General features: G+C 39.9%; 16 protein-coding genes. 9 read left to right on the top strand and 7 right to left on the bottom strand.

The window, feature by feature from the left end:
* Positions 1-240 precede the first annotated feature (240 nt).
* The gene (locus G5S32_RS17960) at positions 241-2,685 is read left to right on the top strand and encodes a TonB-dependent receptor plug domain-containing protein (protein WP_165313532.1); all 2,445 of its coding nucleotides are present in this window, start codon (positions 241-243) and stop codon (positions 2,683-2,685) included.
* A 170-nt stretch (positions 2,686-2,855) separates the two neighbouring features.
* Positions 2,856-4,127, top strand: a complete 1,272-nt coding sequence (gene sbmA, locus G5S32_RS17955; RefSeq protein WP_165313531.1) for a peptide antibiotic transporter SbmA — start codon at positions 2,856-2,858, stop codon at positions 4,125-4,127.
* A 77-nt stretch (positions 4,128-4,204) separates the two neighbouring features.
* On the opposite strand, the gene G5S32_RS17950 is transcribed toward sbmA, so the two are convergent.
* On the bottom strand, positions 4,205-4,606 hold the full coding sequence (locus G5S32_RS17950; RefSeq protein WP_165313530.1) for a hypothetical protein: 402 nt from the start codon (positions 4,604-4,606) through the stop codon (positions 4,205-4,207).
* 116 nt (positions 4,607-4,722) lie between these two features.
* Positions 4,723-4,944: a hypothetical protein gene (locus G5S32_RS17945; RefSeq protein WP_165313529.1), complete on the bottom strand. Its 222-nt coding sequence runs from the start codon at positions 4,942-4,944 to the stop codon at positions 4,723-4,725.
* A gap of 731 nt (positions 4,945-5,675) precedes the next feature.
* Here G5S32_RS17945 and G5S32_RS17940 point away from each other — a divergent pair.
* Entirely contained in the window at positions 5,676-6,170 is a 495-nt protein-coding gene (locus G5S32_RS17940; RefSeq protein ID WP_165313528.1) for a TIGR00645 family protein, read from the top strand.
* A 354-nt stretch (positions 6,171-6,524) separates the two neighbouring features.
* On the opposite strand, the gene ppiC is transcribed toward G5S32_RS17940, so the two are convergent.
* On the bottom strand, positions 6,525-6,803 hold the full coding sequence (gene ppiC, locus G5S32_RS17935) for a peptidylprolyl isomerase PpiC (protein WP_165313527.1): 279 nt from the start codon (positions 6,801-6,803) through the stop codon (positions 6,525-6,527).
* A 172-nt stretch (positions 6,804-6,975) separates the two neighbouring features.
* On the opposite strand from ppiC, the gene G5S32_RS17930 reads away from it, so the two are divergent.
* Positions 6,976-7,887 (top strand): chemotaxis protein, encoded by a 912-nt coding sequence (locus G5S32_RS17930; protein ID WP_165313526.1) that lies wholly within the window; start codon positions 6,976-6,978, stop codon positions 7,885-7,887.
* Positions 7,888-8,108: 221 nt separating this feature from the next.
* Here G5S32_RS17930 and G5S32_RS17925 read toward each other — a convergent pair whose 3' ends face one another.
* Together G5S32_RS17925 and G5S32_RS17920 are read right to left on the bottom strand one after the other, a co-directional pair.
* Positions 8,109-8,501, bottom strand: a complete 393-nt coding sequence (locus G5S32_RS17925) for an MmcQ/YjbR family DNA-binding protein (protein ID WP_165313525.1) — start codon at positions 8,499-8,501, stop codon at positions 8,109-8,111.
* A 14-nt stretch (positions 8,502-8,515) separates the two neighbouring features.
* Positions 8,516-9,001, bottom strand: coding sequence for a MarR family winged helix-turn-helix transcriptional regulator (locus G5S32_RS17920; protein WP_165313524.1), 486 nt, complete (start codon positions 8,999-9,001; stop codon positions 8,516-8,518).
* A 116-nt stretch (positions 9,002-9,117) separates the two neighbouring features.
* Here G5S32_RS17920 and G5S32_RS17915 point away from each other — a divergent pair, with 116 nt between their 5' ends.
* Together G5S32_RS17915 and G5S32_RS17910 are read left to right on the top strand one after the other, a co-directional pair.
* Complete coding sequence (locus G5S32_RS17915) at positions 9,118-10,020, top strand: DMT family transporter (protein WP_165313523.1); 903 nt, start codon at positions 9,118-9,120, stop codon at positions 10,018-10,020.
* Positions 10,021-10,217: 197 nt separating this feature from the next.
* Positions 10,218-11,234, top strand: coding sequence for a GGDEF domain-containing protein (locus G5S32_RS17910; RefSeq protein ID WP_165313522.1), 1,017 nt, complete (start codon positions 10,218-10,220; stop codon positions 11,232-11,234).
* An 87-nt stretch (positions 11,235-11,321) separates the two neighbouring features.
* Here the strand turns inward: G5S32_RS17910 and G5S32_RS17905 are convergent, their stop codons facing one another.
* Positions 11,322-11,900 carry an aldolase/citrate lyase/malate synthase family protein gene (locus tag G5S32_RS17905; RefSeq protein ID WP_165313521.1) on the bottom strand — a complete coding sequence of 193 codons (579 nt, stop codon included), beginning with the start codon at positions 11,898-11,900 and terminating at the stop codon, positions 11,322-11,324.
* A 243-nt stretch (positions 11,901-12,143) separates the two neighbouring features.
* On the opposite strand from G5S32_RS17905, the gene G5S32_RS17900 reads away from it, so the two are divergent.
* Complete coding sequence (locus G5S32_RS17900; protein ID WP_165313520.1) at positions 12,144-13,673, top strand: DUF3612 domain-containing protein; 1,530 nt, start codon at positions 12,144-12,146, stop codon at positions 13,671-13,673.
* Between the two features lie 294 nt (positions 13,674-13,967).
* Here G5S32_RS17900 and G5S32_RS17895 read toward each other — a convergent pair whose 3' ends face one another.
* Positions 13,968-15,326: a diguanylate cyclase gene (locus G5S32_RS17895; protein WP_165313519.1), complete on the bottom strand. Its 1,359-nt coding sequence runs from the start codon at positions 15,324-15,326 to the stop codon at positions 13,968-13,970.
* A gap of 149 nt (positions 15,327-15,475) precedes the next feature.
* On the opposite strand from G5S32_RS17895, the gene G5S32_RS17890 reads away from it, so the two are divergent.
* Together G5S32_RS17890 and G5S32_RS17885 are read left to right on the top strand one after the other, a co-directional pair.
* Positions 15,476-16,081 (top strand): alpha-ketoglutarate-dependent dioxygenase AlkB family protein, encoded by a 606-nt coding sequence (locus G5S32_RS17890; protein ID WP_165313518.1) that lies wholly within the window; start codon positions 15,476-15,478, stop codon positions 16,079-16,081.
* Between the two features lie 145 nt (positions 16,082-16,226).
* Positions 16,227-17,336 (top strand): DUF3541 domain-containing protein, encoded by a 1,110-nt coding sequence (locus tag G5S32_RS17885; protein WP_165314192.1) that lies wholly within the window; start codon positions 16,227-16,229, stop codon positions 17,334-17,336.
* Positions 17,337-17,582 lie beyond the last annotated feature (246 nt).

Below are 17,582 nucleotides of genomic sequence, written 5' to 3'. Positions count from 1 at the left end.
CACAATCTTAAACGAATACAATACTAAATGTAAATAGTAATAGTTCTCATTATAATTACAATTGATAGTATCATTTAAATAATGTATCTTCGCGTATCCTCGAAGAATAAGAGATAACTGCTTGTTTATTCTCTGTGAGCTACACGGGTTTGCCTCTTATAACGAGCATTAATGATTTAAAAACTAGGCAAAGAAAGGATTAAATCGCAACGTCATTGACCGTTGTGTTAAAAATCAATTATGAAAAAAAACAGATTAGTAGTGGTTATTACTGCATGGATGTCTTTCTACGCTCTTGCTGATTCAAGTTCATCAGTAGAGCTTGGTGAAATCTCTATCGTGGAAAAAACCGAGAACACAGAGCAAAAAGAAACAGCCAGTGAAGCTTATGAAAGCTTTGACCCAGTCAATAGTGGTATAAGTGTTATATCTAAAGAGTCGGCAGAAGTTTCATACCAAGGCGGAATGGATACCACTGAACTACTTAATGTTTTGCCATTCGTCCAACTCGATGTTGAAAGATACGAAGGTTCTGCTGAAAATGAACAGCACATTAGGCCTTCTGATTTTTCCATTTCCGGTGGTCAGTATTACGATAACAACATCATGATAGATGGCGTCGCAGTCAATTCTATAATGGATGTAACTGAAGATGCCGATCGAGAAAACTATAACGAAGTTAATGGTCAAACAGCTCAAACTTTTTATATCGACCCTTCTCTCCTCGAAGCTGTTGAAGTTAACGACTCTAACATTTCAGCGAGTAAAGGGCAGTTTAGTGGCGGGACCGTCGATTTTCAGGTCCGAGATCCTAAAGATGAGTTTCATGCCAAGATAAGTGCTGGGTTGCAAATGGATGAAATGGTCTATTACATAGGCCAAGACCAATCTGGCGATTACTACCCAGACTTCATGACCTATAAAACATCTGCCAGCTTCGACCTCCCCTTAACGGATAAACTAAAAGTACTCGTCGCTTATACGCGTGCCGAATCCGAATCCCATTACATGAAGGACGAAGCATATGGTGGTAATGAATACACTAACGGTGATGTTTCGGAAAATTACTTGATCGAAGCCATATACGACATCACTGAAGATCTTCAGTCTCAGTTCTTTATCTCGTCAAGTCCTTACGAAAGTGAGTATACCTCTGACAATGATGTAAACAGCCGTCGAATTAGCCAAAGTTCGGGGTTACTTACTTACCTGCAGTTAAAAGGGTATAACCGTGGCTATGATTGGAACGGTAAACTCTCATTTAACGAGTTCGATGCCAGCAGAGACTGGGATGGCGACCGATATAAATGGGATGCAGATTCTGAATATGGCAGTTCATTAGGCTGTGACAACAGCTACTGCTATGAAGGCGGCTTTGGCGATATTTACCAAAAGCAAAGAGATTACACGCTGGATTTATCAGCCAGTACTGATGCCGGTGAAGGAACAATCAATTTCGGCTCAAAGTCGACATACACGAGAGCTTATAAAGGTCGTCCAGAGACTAATAGTTATTACTATGGTTACTCATATGATGAGGATAGTGAATATGTATGTGATGACTCAGACAACGCATGTACCAGTGATCTCGCATTTACAAAAAAAATCACTTATGACTCGTATGAGGCTGATGTTGGTGTTTTTCAGCAAGCTTTCTGGGCTGAGTACGAACGCAAATTTGGTTCCGTAGCACTCCGGGCAGGTTTGCGTTACGAATATGAAAACTATATGAAAAACCATAACCTAGCGCCAAGATTAACAGGGTCCTGGGAGTTTGTGCCAGATTATTTCCTCACGCTCGGAGCAAACCGTTACTACTCCAAAAACACTGTTGCTTACGCTATGAAATCTGCGACCCCGGCGACCACAACATACACGCGTTCAGTAAATTCTGATGGTTCCCTCTCTGACTGGCAATATTCGGCAAGCGGCACGAGTTATGACTACAGCGATAGTGATTTGAATACACCTTACAGTGATGAATTAACTGCAGCTTTAACCATTCCAACGGCGCTGGATGGTAACTTCAGAATCAAAGGTATTTTACGTTATCATCGTGACAGACTGGTCAGCACTCAAGAATATGATACTGACGGCGATTCCAACTGGACATTAAATAATAATGGCAAAACAGATTACCACGGCGTTTCTCTGGAATGGAGCGGAGGTATAGAAAACCATCGCTTAACCGCTAATATTACCTGGTCTGAAACCCGAACATTAGGCTCAGACTTTTCAACGACAACAGATATCGATGAGCTCCAAAGTAACTACATTTACTACAACGGTTCAGTAATGTCCGAGTACGATTTATATCTGCTTGAAGACCCAGAAAACTATGGTGCACCTATTCAGGCACGAATGAGTCTAACATCCACATGGTGGAACAAACGCATCTTAACAATGTTAAGTGCTCGCTATCGCGGAGAATATTCTGTCATTGATGAGACGGGAACAACGATCGAAGTCGATGGAACAGATTACGAAATCTACGAGAAAGATACCGTTAATGGTTACGTTGAAGTGAATTTTAACGCTCAGATACAAGCATGGCGAACGAACAGTACTAAGACGACCTTAGAAGTTCGTGTCACTAACTTACTCAACGAAGATCCATATACATCTTCTAGCACTTATCGTAAAGGTCGCTCATTCTGGGTTGGAGCGAGTGTCGATATTTGGTAATTCGCCAGATGATGGGTACATCACTTTTTATTGTTATGTACCTATCCTGCAACAATATTTACCGAGGTTTAACCAACTTCGAACTGCATACATAATCTCAAATTTCAAAACGACTTTCTTAGCACAACATCATTCTATAGCTCTGTGCTTGTTATCAAAGGAAACCTACTGTGTTTAGCGCCTTCTTTCCAAAACCTAAATTATTTTTTATGAGCTTTGTTTTTTGGGCTCTAATCTGTGTTGTTGGTTGGTATACCATTATCGAGGACTTGGGTTCTCAACTAAGCCTCGCTCACTTCTTTGGCATCGAATACCCACCAGCGCTAATTGCAAATGCCAGCGAAGTAGTAACAACCCAGTTTGAACAGCAGTCAAAAACTGCAACTGAAGCTTGGCTCTACCAATTTATGATTTTGTGTTACGCCCTTTTTATTAGCAGTTGGATGACCTTGGGTGGTCAAAAATGGGCTAAGTGGTCAGTAATTGGTTCAGGCCTCATCGTTTTTATTACGTGGTTTCAGGTAAAAGTGAGCGTCATGCTTAACGAGTGGTATGGCGATTTTTATGACCTGATTCAAAAAGCTTTAACAACACCCAATAGCATAACTCTCAGAGAATTTTATTCCGAACTTTCCACTGTCATGGTACTGCTGATGATTGCCATCATGGTTGCTGTGGCTAACTCATTTTTCGTCAGCCATTATGTGTTCCGTTGGCGCACTGCAATGACTAACTATTACACGGCTCGATGGAAGCATGTTCGCCATATTGAAGGGGCAGCACAGCGTATTCAAGAAGATACCATGCGCTTTGCAACTATTGTTGAAAGCTTAGGAGTTCGATTGCTGAACTCTGTTATGACGCTGATTGCTTTTCTCCCGATCCTTTGGGGGTTATCAGGTTATGTAACCACTCTTCCATTTGTCGGAGAAGTTCCACAAGCTCTGGTTTTCATAGCTACTATTTGGTCCATTTTCGGTACTGTATTATTAGGATGTGCTGGGGTAAAACTACCTGGGCTTGAGTTTAACAATCAGAAAGTTGAAGCGGCGTATCGCAAAGAATTAGTTTATGGAGAAGACCACGAAGACAGAGCTGACCCACTAACTCTGCAAGAGTTATATAGCAATGTTCGCCAAAACTATTTCAAGCTCTATCTGCATTACGTATATTTCAATGTGATTCGTTATGGATACCTGCAGTTTGGTAATTTCATCCCATTCATTGCTTTAGCTCCTTCAATTGTTGCTGGTGCTTTCACTTTAGGTGTGATGCAACGTATCATGAATGCTTTCAATCAAGTAGAACACTCGTTCCAATATCTAGTAAACTCGTGGACAACAATTGTTGAACTACTCTCAATTTACAAACGATTAAAAGCATTTGAACAAGCATATAAAGAAAACAACATCGATCTAATCGGGGTCAATTCGCTTAGCTAACCATAAATAAAATGTCGCATGGATAAAACTCAATGCGGCATTTATCGCTTTCAGGCTTAAATGTTAAGTGAACAGCATTATATTTCTATTGAGTCATATGTTGATACATAGTATTCATATTCTTCTTGAGTCAATGGCACATATATTATATCTGTGGCCCTTTTATCTTCTAATATATAACTAAGACATTTTTCTTTTACATGTGCTGCCACGATAATACCTGAGCGAAATAACGATTCAGTCCTCTCGGTTTCAGAGTAAACCCTTACTTCATTTAACTTTACAATTCCTCCAATATTTTGAAGCAGCCTAGCTATCCTACCAATAGCATCACTCAAAATACCATCAAAATTCCTTTGTTCGTGAACTTTAATGAGTATTTCATTTGTATCATTATTAATCGCAGTTGCAATAGCATGAGCAAATGCTTTTTGGAAGTCACCTACATAGTCATGTGGTGTTTTTGTGTGATATAGCATTTATTATCCTTGATTTCTCTCAGCCCTCTTTAACTCAATATTGACTTTGAAAGATCCTCATTGTCTACATTGACTTTAATGAACATACTCTTTAAATTGTAGACGATGTTATTTCATCATTCCTTTGTCAATTTTTTCATTTTCAGTTCAGGATACTCTTCATAAATAGGAAGGCATAACTCATTGAACGATGAGATTACAACTGTTGCTATTCGATCAGTCACTTTTTTCTGATCTTTATCATTTTCATTATCTCTAGTCACACGTAATATTTCATCATAAATCGATCGTGTTTCTTGCATTTTATCTAAAATGAAATTCGCTGTTTCTAACTTCATGTATATTCCACCATAAAAAATTCGTTAAATATTTTATAAAATATCAACTATTTTAGAATTTACTCAATTTTACATTATTTTTACTGTTGATAATGACTCATTATTAGGTTTTGGTAAACAAATATCTTTAACTATTTCGTATAAAATGCGAACTATTTTACTACGGGTATAAAAGCTAAAAATTAGACTTTTTGAGCTGATCCGGATAATTGTATTGAAATCAAAGATGCTGCGAACCTTACAATATATATGATATTACAATCATCCAAACAGTACGTATTAACGCTCATGTCATTGAATAACAAAAATAAGGGAAATTTACACTATCGATACTATGATCACTTTTTGCACTAGTCGGTAGAGGGATAATTCTGAATTATTCAAGTACTAAGTGCGGTAAAACTAATATCTTTTAACTGAAGTCAGTGTATTAACTGCCTCGTTATAAAACTGAATATAAATTGCTGTAACTCGCTAACTGAATGACCGAGTTTTACAAAAATGAATGAATAAAAGGTTAAATCAACCAACTGAATACCTACCCATGGTGTTATTCCATACAATAGATGCTCCAAGATATAGAGCTAGCTGCACATTCAGTATCGCGGATAGTAGCGTCTGCCAGCAGCCGGCTGAGGTACTACTGTTACAAGGATGTTTCTTTCCTGTGTGCAAATCATTATCATCTGCCCTTCAAATATCAGTATATAACTTAAGGTTCGATGTATTTTATGGAGCGTTTGTTTGAAAAATTGTTGTATTCAGCTCGTTGGATGATGGCACCTATCTATCTGGGGTTGAGCTTTGTCCTTCTTGCTTTAGGTATCAAGTTTTTCCAAGAGGTGTGGCATATACTGCCGCACATCTTTTCGATTACGGAAACAGACTTGATACTTGTGACGCTCTCCTTGATAGACATTTCACTTGTGGGTGGCTTGATTATCATGGTGATGTTTTCGGGTTATGAAAACTTTGTTTCTAAAATCGATGTCGGTGACAGCTCTGATAAATTGATGTGGTTGGGCAAATTAGACACTGGCTCTTTAAAGAATAAAGTATCTGCTTCTATAGTGGCTATTTCTTCCATTCATCTACTCAAAGTATTTATGAATACTGAGAATGTTCCTGATGAAAAGATTAAGTGGTACTTGTTGCTTCACGTCACTTTTGTGCTTTCCGCTTTTGCAATGGGATATTTAGACAAAATCACAAGAAAAGAACATTAGTTTTGGCCTACGTAACGAATGCCATCAAATGTTTATGACATAGAGACTTGCGGTATAAGAGATTTAGTTGAACTTTTTATGTATTAAGTTTATTCATGCCCCCAGATCTAACACTTCAATTTAAGATAAATAGAGTTACCCGCTTTGATTATAGGCACTTAATCCCAAATTAAAGGGGGTAACTCTCATTCCTCATACTAAACTAGTAAGTACAACTAATTGAACTAAAAAGCTTAATGGGGCATAAATGAGTTAATCATGGCAGCTCCGAGCGTAGCTGCCGTAATGTTAGCTCGTGGGTAAACCGTACAGATATTGTTTAAGCGCAGACACTGTCTATATAGACTCTAGCCATCATGTCCTGTAAAGCACCTTAACAACGTGCCAACCGAACTTAGTTTTTACTAACTGAGGGGTAAGAATTTCACCTTGAAAGCAAGCTTTATCAAACTGTGGCACCATTTGTCCTTGACGAAATTCACCAAGATCGCCACCTTTCTTACCTGATGGGCACAAAGAATGCTTTCTCGCTAACACCTGAAATTTGGCGCCTTTTTTTAGCTGCTGAGTGATATCTTCCGCTTGCTCTTTATGCTTAACCAAAATGTGAAGGGCTGCTGCGGTTTTTGCCATTTCATTCTCTCCTCATTTTTAAAGCGCGAAGTCTACCCTAAGCTAAAGGGCTACGCATCCCACTTTTTGAAAACTTAAACAAAAAACCAGCATCTAAATCAACGCCAACCGTTGATGATATGTCAATATGCGTTAGTATAGTCACCAGTAAATTTATTGAAGTAGTACAGCTATGGCTAAGACAATAAGCAAAGCAAACCAGTCACAAGGAATGTTAATGTTCACGTTGAACCTGCAAAAGCAGCTGTTCGCGATTGGAACATTGAAAGTCCGTGAAATTGTGCCTTATATGCCTATGACTCAGATCCCTTATTCGCACCATCATGTGGTAGGGACCGTAACCTTTCGTAATTTAACAGTGCCAGTTATCGACATGGCTGCGGCTATTGGTTTTCGACCAATAGCTCCAAGCGAATACGAAAAAAGCTACTTAATAGTCACTGACTGCCTGCGAACCGTAGTAGCCTTTATGGTTCGTAGTATTGAAAAAATCATAGACTGTAACTGGCGAGCTATTGAGTCGTCACCCAGTACTGCTGGTAAAAATGTATTTGTCACAGGGATCACTCGCTACGAAGACAAGATTGTTCAGTTACTTGATGTTGAACTACTGCTTTCAAAAATTTACCCACAATACGAATCAACTAAAGTGCCGATGCTGACTGACGTAGAGCGTGAACGTTTGAAAGCTTTAAATATTCTGCTAGTTGATGACTCATCTATCGCTCGTAAACAGCTATCGGATGCTTTAGACCGAATAAACATTCCTTACTATGTTTGCAAAAACGGGATAGAAGCTGCTGAATTTATGAAAAAGATGGCAGGCGACGGCAACGCTATCGATCTTCTAGTAAGTGACATCGAAATGCCAGGACTGGATGGTTATGAACTCGCATTTGAAGTGCAAAATGACAAAGCGCTCAGTCATGCCTACATCATTCTGCACACTTCTTTATCAAGTGAGATTTGTGTAGACAGGGCACATCAAGTTGGTGCTCACGAAGCACTTGAAAAGTTTAATGCCACCGAACTCATTGAAGCGATGTTGCGAGGCGCCAAACAGTTAGAAACGCAAATGGCGTAAAGTGCCAATTTGAGACATATAAAAGTAAAAATGCAGCTTATACGCTGCATTTTTTGGTTCTAAAATAAGCCATCAGAGTTTAAGGTTGTGATAATACCATTCTGGATAATTTCCTGATCAGTCAATGGGCGTCGATAAGCAAACCCTCCGAGCCATGGATGGCTCGGCTGAGCTTCAGGGACGAATTAATGCGCGTTTGCGTTTGACGCCTATTCGCTGTTCTACCGATGCTCAGTCTGATTATATTTTGATCTAAGATGGTATAACTGAAGCGCCTCTCTGTCAGATTTTTTTAATTTGCTGACAACCAGTCTGAATGAGCTCAAACATAAGTCTTCAATCATTTCTGGCTCCACATCACCATTCAAAATAACAGAAATCCAGTGCCGTTTGTTCATGTGGTAACCAGGTTTAATAGCATCAAACTGATCTGTAAGAAATGCGCCATCTTGAGGTTCGCATTTTACTGTGACAAACGGCTTGTCAGTATCGAATGCAAGATAAGCAAACATCTTGTCGCGTATTTTAAAAACCAAAGGATCTGGGCCGAAAGGATTACAAGCTTCAACCTGAGGTAAGTTATTCAAAAACTCTTCTAAACGTTGTATATCCATCAGTTCCCCCTGCTCTACCCTTCAAATGTTTTGAGCCAAAGCTTCAAACACTGACCAATTTGCTCTTGCTCTGTTTGAGACAAACCGTCCACAAGCGCTTCCTGCTCTCTGACATGTTCCACTATCAAATCATCCACTAAAACCAAGCCCTTCTCTGTCAATTCGACTTCTACGCTACGTCGATCAGCTTGGCTGTGTTTTCTAACAATAAGGTTCTTACTTTCCAACTTGTCCAGTCTGTTTGTCATTGCTCCAGATGTCAGAAGCATTGACGCCAATAGCTCAGAAGGAGTCAGGCGATAAGGCATCCCGGCTCTGCGAAGTGTTGCTAAAACGTCGAACTCACCCATTTTTAAGTCATATTTTTTGTGAACTTCTGCTATTCGGCTCTCAAGGATTTTGGAAAGACGCATCAAACGTCCAATCATAGCCATTGGCACAGTGTTGAGTTCGGGAATTTCTTTATCCCATTGAGACAAGACTCTATCGATTGCATCCATTGTTTATAACTCTTTCCTTTTCATTACCTTAAAATACTTCAATATAAAGATACTTTACAATAACTAATTTTTACTCTAGATTTGCGCCCTAATATCTTAATATAAAGATACTTGATATGAATGTTTTATTTGCCATGATTCCCGCTTTCTTCTGGGGAACAACATACGCTGTTACACAATACACCCTCGCAGACTGGCCTCCCCTTCTGCTTGGTGCGTTACGAGCCTTGCCTGCTGGGTTAATTTTGCTTGCTGTTAAACCAACATTTCCGAAAAAAGAGAACTGGAAACCATTGATAACTATTGGCATTGTGAATATCGCTGCTTTCTTTAGCCTAATATTTGTAATGGCGTTAACACTACCTTCGGCTATATCTGGAGTTGGTATGATTTCGGTACCAGTATTTGCTATGGCATTTCACTGGATATTTAATCGAACTGCTCCGTCAATAGTACAACTAGCTAGTGGCATATTGTTGGTAATGCTAGCTTGGCTACTCTTTGATCCTAAATCGATTGTCCTCAGCTCGATAGGTCTGATCGCTATGCTCGCAGCGATATCATGCATTATTTTTGGGTCTTCATTGACGAAAACTCTGGGGGGGAAAATCGACTGGTGGACAGTACTGACATGGCAAATGCTCGTAGGTGGAATAGCTCTTACGCTGGTAGTGTTGTGCCACGTTGCAATAAACCCACAACCATATTTTGATGTAGTTAGCTCGGTAAATACCAAGAATCTTATTGGGTTAGCATGGATTACAATACTCAACACAGCGTTTAGCTACAGCTTGTATGTATGGTTACTACAACGCATGTCAATTGTTGACTTTACCTTTGGCAGTATTGCAAATCCAATTGCAGGCATTGTATGTGGTGGTTTATTAATGAATGAACTGTATTCAATACATCAATACAGTTTAATGGGGGGAATGATCGTAGTATCTCTATTGCCTCAACTGCTTGTTACCGTGATGAAAAAACGTCGCCCAACACAACTTACACTGCAAAATAAATAGCAAAGATGGTTTGTTACATCTTATGACTTTTTTTGACAAACAGACGATTAACAATAAAGCATGTACACAACATTAAATTCACACATTTAACACGCTTTGGGTTGAAAGTACTAAATAAGCATTATTTTTAGAGCGCTAGAAGCTGAATTCCGCTACCCTTAGCATATAACTTTAGAAGCATTTATTAATACTAAAAAATGAACGAAGACGAGTTTAAAAAAGCTACTTCTAATTTAAAAAAAGCCGTACCACTTATGATGAAGCATCGCATTGCAGCGACGCCATCGAATTACGCATTGTGGTATACCTATGTGGATAATGCGATTCCAGAACTGAATCAAGAACTCGATTATATTCTGGGAAGCTTGGGATTTTGCCCAGCGGCCACAGGGGACCAACTCTACAAAGACTATATCGCCTCGAAAGCAGAAACCAATATCAATGAACTAAAACAAAACGTTGAGCTATTAGTACATGAAATTTCTAGCTCAATGGATGACACGCTATCCGACACGAGTGCATTTTCAAAAATCATTGATAAAAGTTTTGCTAACCTAGAAAAAGTACAAAATGAAAACCTCTCTATTGATGAAGCAATGGATGTTATTCGTCAATTGGTAAGCGAGTCGAAAGAGATTCGTCATTCAACTGAGTTTCTCAACCAACAATTAAATAGTGCAAGCCAAGAGATTACCCGATTAAAAACACAGTTGGCTCAGGTACATAAAGCTGCCCTGTTTGATAGCCTATCTGGATTATATAACCGTCGAGCGTTTGACGATGATTTAGCATCTCTAATGCACTCTGAACAGACAATCAGCCTCATTTTCTTAGACATAGACCATTTCAAAGTATTCAACGATGAATACGGCCATTTATTCGGGGATACCGTCATTCGAGCTATTGCAAAACGACTGCAAACCAGCTGCCAAGCCGGAATTACTGCCTATCGGTATGGCGGTGAAGAATTTGCACTTTTAGTGCCCCATAAATCATTGCGAGTCGCTCGCCAATTTGCAGAAATGCTGAGAACGTCAATTGAAAGGCTTAACGTGAAAGATCGCCGAACAAGTGAACAAGTCAGCAGTATTACAGCTTCTTTCGGTGTTGCGGAAAAAATGCCTAAAGACACACCAGAAACACTGGTTGAGCGTGCTGATAGAAAGCTATATGAAGCGAAGAAAATGGGACGCAACCGAGTAATGCCATTCTAACTCCGTCCGTTAGAGAAACAAAAAAAAACCTCCCGAAATATAGCGGGAGGTGCTAGCAGAGCTCAAGACAGGTTGGATGGAGAGCAGTTAGATACTAAAGCTGTAGCTCAATACGTACTCATCTCCACATTTCGATACGTACTCTTTGTCCTCACTGCATGCTTGAGGTTTACCATGCTCATCACCTTTCACCAAACTAATCCAATGGCGCATTGCAACAGTTGGAATAGAAGTCTCATCCGTTTGCATAAAAGTGGTACAAGTTTCTAATTGAATATCATCAATTTTCACCAGCTCAATGCATCCAGTACCCCGATTACAGCCTAGTGTCACTTCAACGTGACTACCACTGCCATCACGAAACAGAATCGAACATGGTTGTTCTTTATTTCCAATATATGCCGTAAAGTGCTTTGGATGTTTTAAGCCACTATGGCTACCATCTTTAAAGTAGGCCAACACATGGTTGTAATCGATCATGTAGCTTGTCACGTGTTGATGTGAACCATTTTCCAAAGGGAACAAACGGTCTAGGAGCTGTTTTGCCTTAACTTGTTTTTCTCTCGATTGGCGTGCACTGACAATCTCGACGGCAAACACTGCTTCAGCGATAAATGGTTTATGTTGTTTTTGAATGTCAGTTTTATCAAATGTCAGCATATTCATCGTCTTTTCCTTATTGGATTAAACCCTTCCTATTTAGCTACGCTAGTGTCTTTTCTGGGTTAGCGTTCACCAATCGCCTGGGTAACTTTCTTAAAATTTGTTCCGGTTTAAAAATTGTCCCAGTTAATGGTTCTCAAACTCGTGTTTAATTTTTGTTCAAGTTTGTGACTGGGTTACTATGTAGACTAGCGTAATTTTTAATACAATTTCACAACAAAAATTTTACAATGTGTATTTTACAAAATGGCCGTGTCAAAAAGTTTAGTCAGACAGTCTCACTTTTTAGGTACTAAAGTGAGAAACTTAAGAAAACGCAACCATTTAACGATGGAAGATCTTTCCGCCCGCTGTATTCGTATCAATTCAGAATACGCACCGTCAGTCTCTTACCTTTCAATGATTGAAAGAGGAAAGCGGGTACCCAGTGTAGAAATGTTGAAAGTCATCGCAGAGGTTTTCCAAAAAGAACCCACTTGGTTTCTTGATGACGAACCAGAGCAAACCGATATCACGCCTGAAAAAGGAAACCGTGGTGGTATTAGTGGCATGGCCTTAGAACCGAGCTTTCTGTTTTCAAACGACATTTTACAAATCGCTATTCCTGAAATGTTGTCTCAAACGGGTATTACAGGAAGACAGTTCGCGCATTTGCTTATTCGCGCACATCAAGAAAGCCTGCAAAATCACTTTCCCGACTTAGAAAGAGCCGCCGAAGATATAGGCCAAAAACGCCTTAATCTCTCTGTTGAAGACCTTCTTGATATGGCAAAGAGCTTGGGGCTTAACATCCGATGGGTGAAAAGAACACCTCATGATGTTATCGATGAGCTCGGGGTCAGTGCCAAACAACTTGTTACTTCGTTTTTTGAACCACCCGACACCATCTACCTTAATGAAGTCTTACGACAATATCCGACTCGTCTCAAATACGACTTAGCCGTGTACATAGGCCATAATGTTCTGCACAGTAAAGATGGGCTCAAAAACGTGCTCTCGGTTGGACATTCCAATAGTTGGGAGGATCAACCAAGTTCGCAATCAAATTCCGAACTGAATTCTCAAGATATTCTTCAGGCATGGCGTGATTTTGAATCGAGCTTTTTTGCTGGCGCACTTCTCTGCCCGAAAGTGCCTTTCCGTCAGCTCTTGGATAGAAATGGCTACGAAATCGATGTACACAAAAGGGCGGGAGTTTCACCATCTGTTGCAATGCGACGTATGACCGTTGTTTCGCCTTACCCTCACTGGCACTACTTTGATGCTTACGGTCCAGGTAAACTTAAAGCCGTATATCGTGGGAACGGGATACCACTACCTTGGGGAAATATGCGTAAAGTGCATGATCCCTGTCAGCATTGGGCGGTCTTCAGACGTCTTGCTGAACCTCAAGAAGGTAGCTCAGCACAAATTTCAATTCTCAACGTTGGGGATGAGCCAAGAATTTACTGCTGTGAATCAATCAACGTATTAGATGCGGCAGGAAATACTCGAGTGCTCTGTGCTGGAGTAGATTTAAATCCAGCGATTGCAGCACAAGGGGGAGATGCAAATGCCATCGCTGAAGAATTGAAATCTTCCTGTGTCAGCCAAGGCGGTACCACCATCATTCCAACACATATTAAGAAGGACCTAAGAACCATTGCTCGCATCCTCAATATAAATTGGATTGAGAGAGGTATAGAAGGCGAGGCTCGATTAATTTGTTCTCGTGGTGCAGTGTGTCCAAGGAAGCCAAGCTGTTACGCTAAATGCAAAGACGCAGAAGTAGAGTGACTCTTGAAGCTTCGCTGATGAAAAAAAGCCAATCACAATGTTCGTGATTGGCTATAGATATGTGTGAACAAAATAAATTCACTAACAACGTCAGTTGGCTAGGTGATCCTTGGCTTAAAAGGATCACTTCTAATAAAGCAGATAGCGTGCCAAGTTTTTCTGACTATAAATTAATCATTTCGTACATAAAACACTCCGTTTCATTACAACAAATATCATAACGAAATTGCAAAATGCAAATATTGGCAATTTGCAACAAAATTAAGAACCCAAATGAATATAAGAATGACATGATTAAGCAAGACCGTGCTTGACGACATACATTGCTTCATCCGCCGCCTTAAGCATGTCATCAATATCAACATACTTAGACTGATAAAGCGTATAACCGACACTAGCATGTATGTTAAACAGTTTTTTTTCGTAGATAACCGGAGTGTCAGAAATCGCCTTCTCTACACTTTTGCTGATATTTTCCAAATCAGAAATACGGTTAATACGAGGGAGTAGAATAAGGAACTCATCCCCCCCCATCCTCGAAACAATATCAGAGGCACGCAGAACAGAGCGTATTCGTTCGGAGCAAGCAATAAGCACCTTATCTCCAGCATCATGGCCGTATTTGTCATTAATGGATTTAAACTTATCTAGATCAATATTCAAAATCGCAAAACTGTTCTTGCCCTTAGACTTTTCCGCCAATTCAAAGAAATGCTGTAACGTGAATATAAAATAGCGACGGTTTGGAAGTTTAGTCAGTTCATCAAACATGGCTCGTTCGTTTGCAACGGTGTAAAGGCGATAAATAATGAATGCCATTAACATCAATACCAACAAAATGGGATACCCCTGCAATCGAACAATATTGCTTTGATACCAAGGAAGTTGCTTCAAGAGATCTCTCTTTTCTGAAGCTGCAATCACCCAACTGCCATAGGGGAAATGCACATCTTCTGTCGCGAAAGCATTTTCAAATGTACTTTGCTCACCAAAGAAAACCGCGCCTTGTTCTCCCGAACTGTCAAAACCACGAATTGCGAAATTGTAGGAGTAGCTGAAAGTCTCAACGCCTGACGCAGAAAATAGAGAATCCCAGTTGATAATGATGCTAAACACTCCCCAATAATTCTTGTTCATCGGAGGATCTGTAAATATTGGAACGCGAGCCACGAGAGCTCGCCCCCCTTGAACTAAATCAACGGGTCCTGAAATGAATATTTCTTGGATTTCTCGCGCTTTGGTTACCGATGCCCACTGTATAGGGACCGTTCGATAATCCAAACCCAGTGCCGCCTGATTACTTTCTAATGGGTATATATATTTTATGATGTCATTAGGGGCTAACCCCAAAACCTGAAGATGCTTACCTTTTCTCAATACGCTTGCGGCTATTTGAGGCCAGTCTTCAAAGTTCGTACTAGGGCGTGCTGTAACAAGTGCTTGCAGACCATTAGCGGCATAAATATCAGACAAAATGGAAGCTTCGAGCCGAAAGCGAATAGATAACAGCTCTTCTTTTGCTCGTGTATACAAACCTTCTCTCATGAAGTTTCTCTGACTAATATTGAAAGACTCAATCAGGCCAATAAAAATCAAAAGAAAAGTCAGTAGTAGAATTCTAACTATCCATAGTTTGCCTGAGATAACTCCCATGCAACGTTCCTTCAATTGTGTAACGATTAAGACGACTGTCCCACTATGTCGTACGTCTAAACGATGACAAGCACAGAAAATGTAATACTATTCAGCCGATCCCAAGCCAAATATTTATAATTTAGATAACAATATTATGGGTATAACTTATGGAATTTGCGTTATTTTTTCTAAACGAAAGCGAGAATAATTGGGTGGAGTTACCTAATGCAAGGCTGTTTTATGCACCCAATTTTCTATCTAAAGATCATGCAGACCAGACTTTTCACATTCTTAAAAAAGAAATTAATTGGCAGCAAGAAAAAATCCGAATGTTTGGTAAACAAGTTTTACAGCCGAGATTGCAAGCTTGGCACGGAGACAAACCATACACCTACTCTGGATTGGCAATGCAACCTCTACCATGGACTTCAACTCTTTTCGATTTGAAGTCTCGCGCTGAAGCCATAGCTAAGCACTCATTTAATTCTGTACTGGCTAACTTGTATCGGAACGGACAGGATTCGATGGGGTGGCATCAAGACAATGAAATCGAGCTAGGAATCAACCCTGTAATCGCTTCGATAACACTCGGCGAATCTCGGCGATTTGTCCTGCGTCATCTTATTACTAAAGAGAGATACCAACTAGAATTGGCTCATGGTTCGTTATTTATTATGGCAGGTGAAACCCAACACTATTGGCAGCACTCTATACCCAAGACAGCGAGGCACAAGGACGAACGTATTAACCTCACCTTCCGCTATATTTATTAGTTTGAAAGACAAGCAGATAAAGTTTATTCGATATGTTTTTGTCAGGTTAAGTATGAAATTCACACATTACTGACCCATTGCTCACACAAATCATTTTCACACCATCAATACTGTGAGCAATCATTTTTTCAACATCATTGTCATCATGTTATTACGGAAGAAATACATAGCATTAAGTATCGGAGCTTCACTATTTCTACTTTCCACTCTACCCAATTGGAGTGAAGCTACCCAAGTTCAAGCTCAGCAACAAGAAAAAAGCTACCAATACTTCGCAGATATTATTCGAAAGACATACGAGAGCCAACTCTACACATTACCCGCATTTGAAGAAGGTCATTATGCATTGCGAATGTATCGGCAGACATCAAATGACAAATATCATGCGGCTATATGGAGCGATCTAGCGCGAGTGGCAAGTCGTCTAAACCGATATGCGGAAGAAGTTCATACACCAGAACAGATTTATATGAACAGCCAATCAAGGCTTGCTGATTACCTCGACAAAACGGATGAACGATCTAAACTGCGCTATACCGTAACCAAGCACAATCCCGAATATCTGTATTTAGGAATTGGCCTTTTGGGCTCGATGGCGCGTGCTGATGAGTATGGTCTGAAACACAAACAAGATGCGAAACTGCGAGAGATCATTCGCCGCTATGACTTTTCCCATTACGTGACTAACGAAGGCATGATCAAAGCGTGGGCCGCGCAGCTTGCTAATCAAGTCTATTGGCTAAAGCAACTCGGTGAGCAAGATGTAGTTCAACCATTTATCGAGGCTTTTCGCAACACTTACCCAGATAATCTCGATGAAAACCTCACCAATCAGCAATATGGGAACAAACTTTACGGAATGACTCATATTATTTTTGCTGATTCACAGTATTACCAACATGCGGTTAGTGAAACAGAACATCAATGGATATTTGACTATTTTCGAAGCAATATCGATACAATATTGCTCAAGGCCAAAGAAGACATCATTGCTGAAGTAGGGATCTCTTTCCTATTAGCGGGATTAAACAATGACCCAGTGGTTGAGAAGACCAGACTGCACATTAAAGAAGCCATCAACCGTGACCAAGGAATGATACCTTCAACATCTGGTGATTTCGATTTGAGCCACGGGGAACATCGCAACGTTCTAGCTATAATGTTGCTAGATTGGCAGCAAGTGAATTCGATTCCAACAATAGAAAAGCAACCGAAGGTATTTGCTAGCCTTCCTTATGGCCTAGTATCTAAGTAAGAATATCCCAAAAGGCGTAATCACATTTACGCCTTTCTATTAACCACTTTACTATTACTAACCGTATAGTCTAGTCAACAAAGCATCTGATCACTTATCTTCTCTTAACCACATATAAAACGAAGTTACACGCCATTTCGCGACCGTTTCTAAACTTTAGAACTAGTTTAAGAATTTAAGTTTAGCCAGAAAGGTGAAACCTATCACAAGATATTTTTTTCTTTTGGTCTTGCTTCCATTTTTTTC

Source organism: Vibrio ziniensis (genome assembly GCF_011064285.1).
Taxonomy (GTDB): domain Bacteria; phylum Pseudomonadota; class Gammaproteobacteria; order Enterobacterales; family Vibrionaceae; genus Vibrio; species Vibrio ziniensis.
Note: the sequence above shows the minus strand (reverse complement) of the source record. Positions and strands in the feature narration are given on the sequence as shown.

Bases quoted from the DNA above. Each gene is read 5' to 3' on its own strand.
- G5S32_RS17940 (WP_165313528.1), top strand. From the start codon at position 5,676: ATGGAGCGTTTGTTTGAAAAATTGTTGTATTCAGCTCGTTGGATGATG.
- G5S32_RS17905 (WP_165313521.1), bottom strand. From the start codon at position 11,900: ATGAATATGCTGACATTTGATAAAACTGACATTCAAAAACAACATAAA.
- G5S32_RS17945 (WP_165313529.1), bottom strand. From the start codon at position 4,944: ATGAAGTTAGAAACAGCGAATTTCATTTTAGATAAAATGCAAGAAACA.
- ppiC (WP_165313527.1), bottom strand. From the start codon at position 6,803: ATGGCAAAAACCGCAGCAGCCCTTCACATTTTGGTTAAGCATAAAGAG.
- G5S32_RS17885 (WP_165314192.1), top strand. From the start codon at position 16,227: ATGTTATTACGGAAGAAATACATAGCATTAAGTATCGGAGCTTCACTA.
- G5S32_RS17920 (WP_165313524.1), bottom strand. From the start codon at position 9,001: ATGGATGCAATCGATAGAGTCTTGTCTCAATGGGATAAAGAAATTCCC.
- G5S32_RS17910 (WP_165313522.1), top strand. From the start codon at position 10,218: ATGAACGAAGACGAGTTTAAAAAAGCTACTTCTAATTTAAAAAAAGCC.
- G5S32_RS17915 (WP_165313523.1), top strand. From the start codon at position 9,118: ATGAATGTTTTATTTGCCATGATTCCCGCTTTCTTCTGGGGAACAACA.
- G5S32_RS17930 (WP_165313526.1), top strand. From the start codon at position 6,976: ATGGCTAAGACAATAAGCAAAGCAAACCAGTCACAAGGAATGTTAATG.
- G5S32_RS17925 (WP_165313525.1), bottom strand. From the start codon at position 8,501: ATGGATATACAACGTTTAGAAGAGTTTTTGAATAACTTACCTCAGGTT.
- G5S32_RS17890 (WP_165313518.1), top strand. From the start codon at position 15,476: ATGGAATTTGCGTTATTTTTTCTAAACGAAAGCGAGAATAATTGGGTG.
- G5S32_RS17950 (WP_165313530.1), bottom strand. From the start codon at position 4,606: ATGCTATATCACACAAAAACACCACATGACTATGTAGGTGACTTCCAA.
- G5S32_RS17895 (WP_165313519.1), bottom strand. From the start codon at position 15,326: ATGGGAGTTATCTCAGGCAAACTATGGATAGTTAGAATTCTACTACTG.
- G5S32_RS17960 (WP_165313532.1), top strand. From the start codon at position 241: ATGAAAAAAAACAGATTAGTAGTGGTTATTACTGCATGGATGTCTTTC.
- G5S32_RS17900 (WP_165313520.1), top strand. From the start codon at position 12,144: ATGGCCGTGTCAAAAAGTTTAGTCAGACAGTCTCACTTTTTAGGTACT.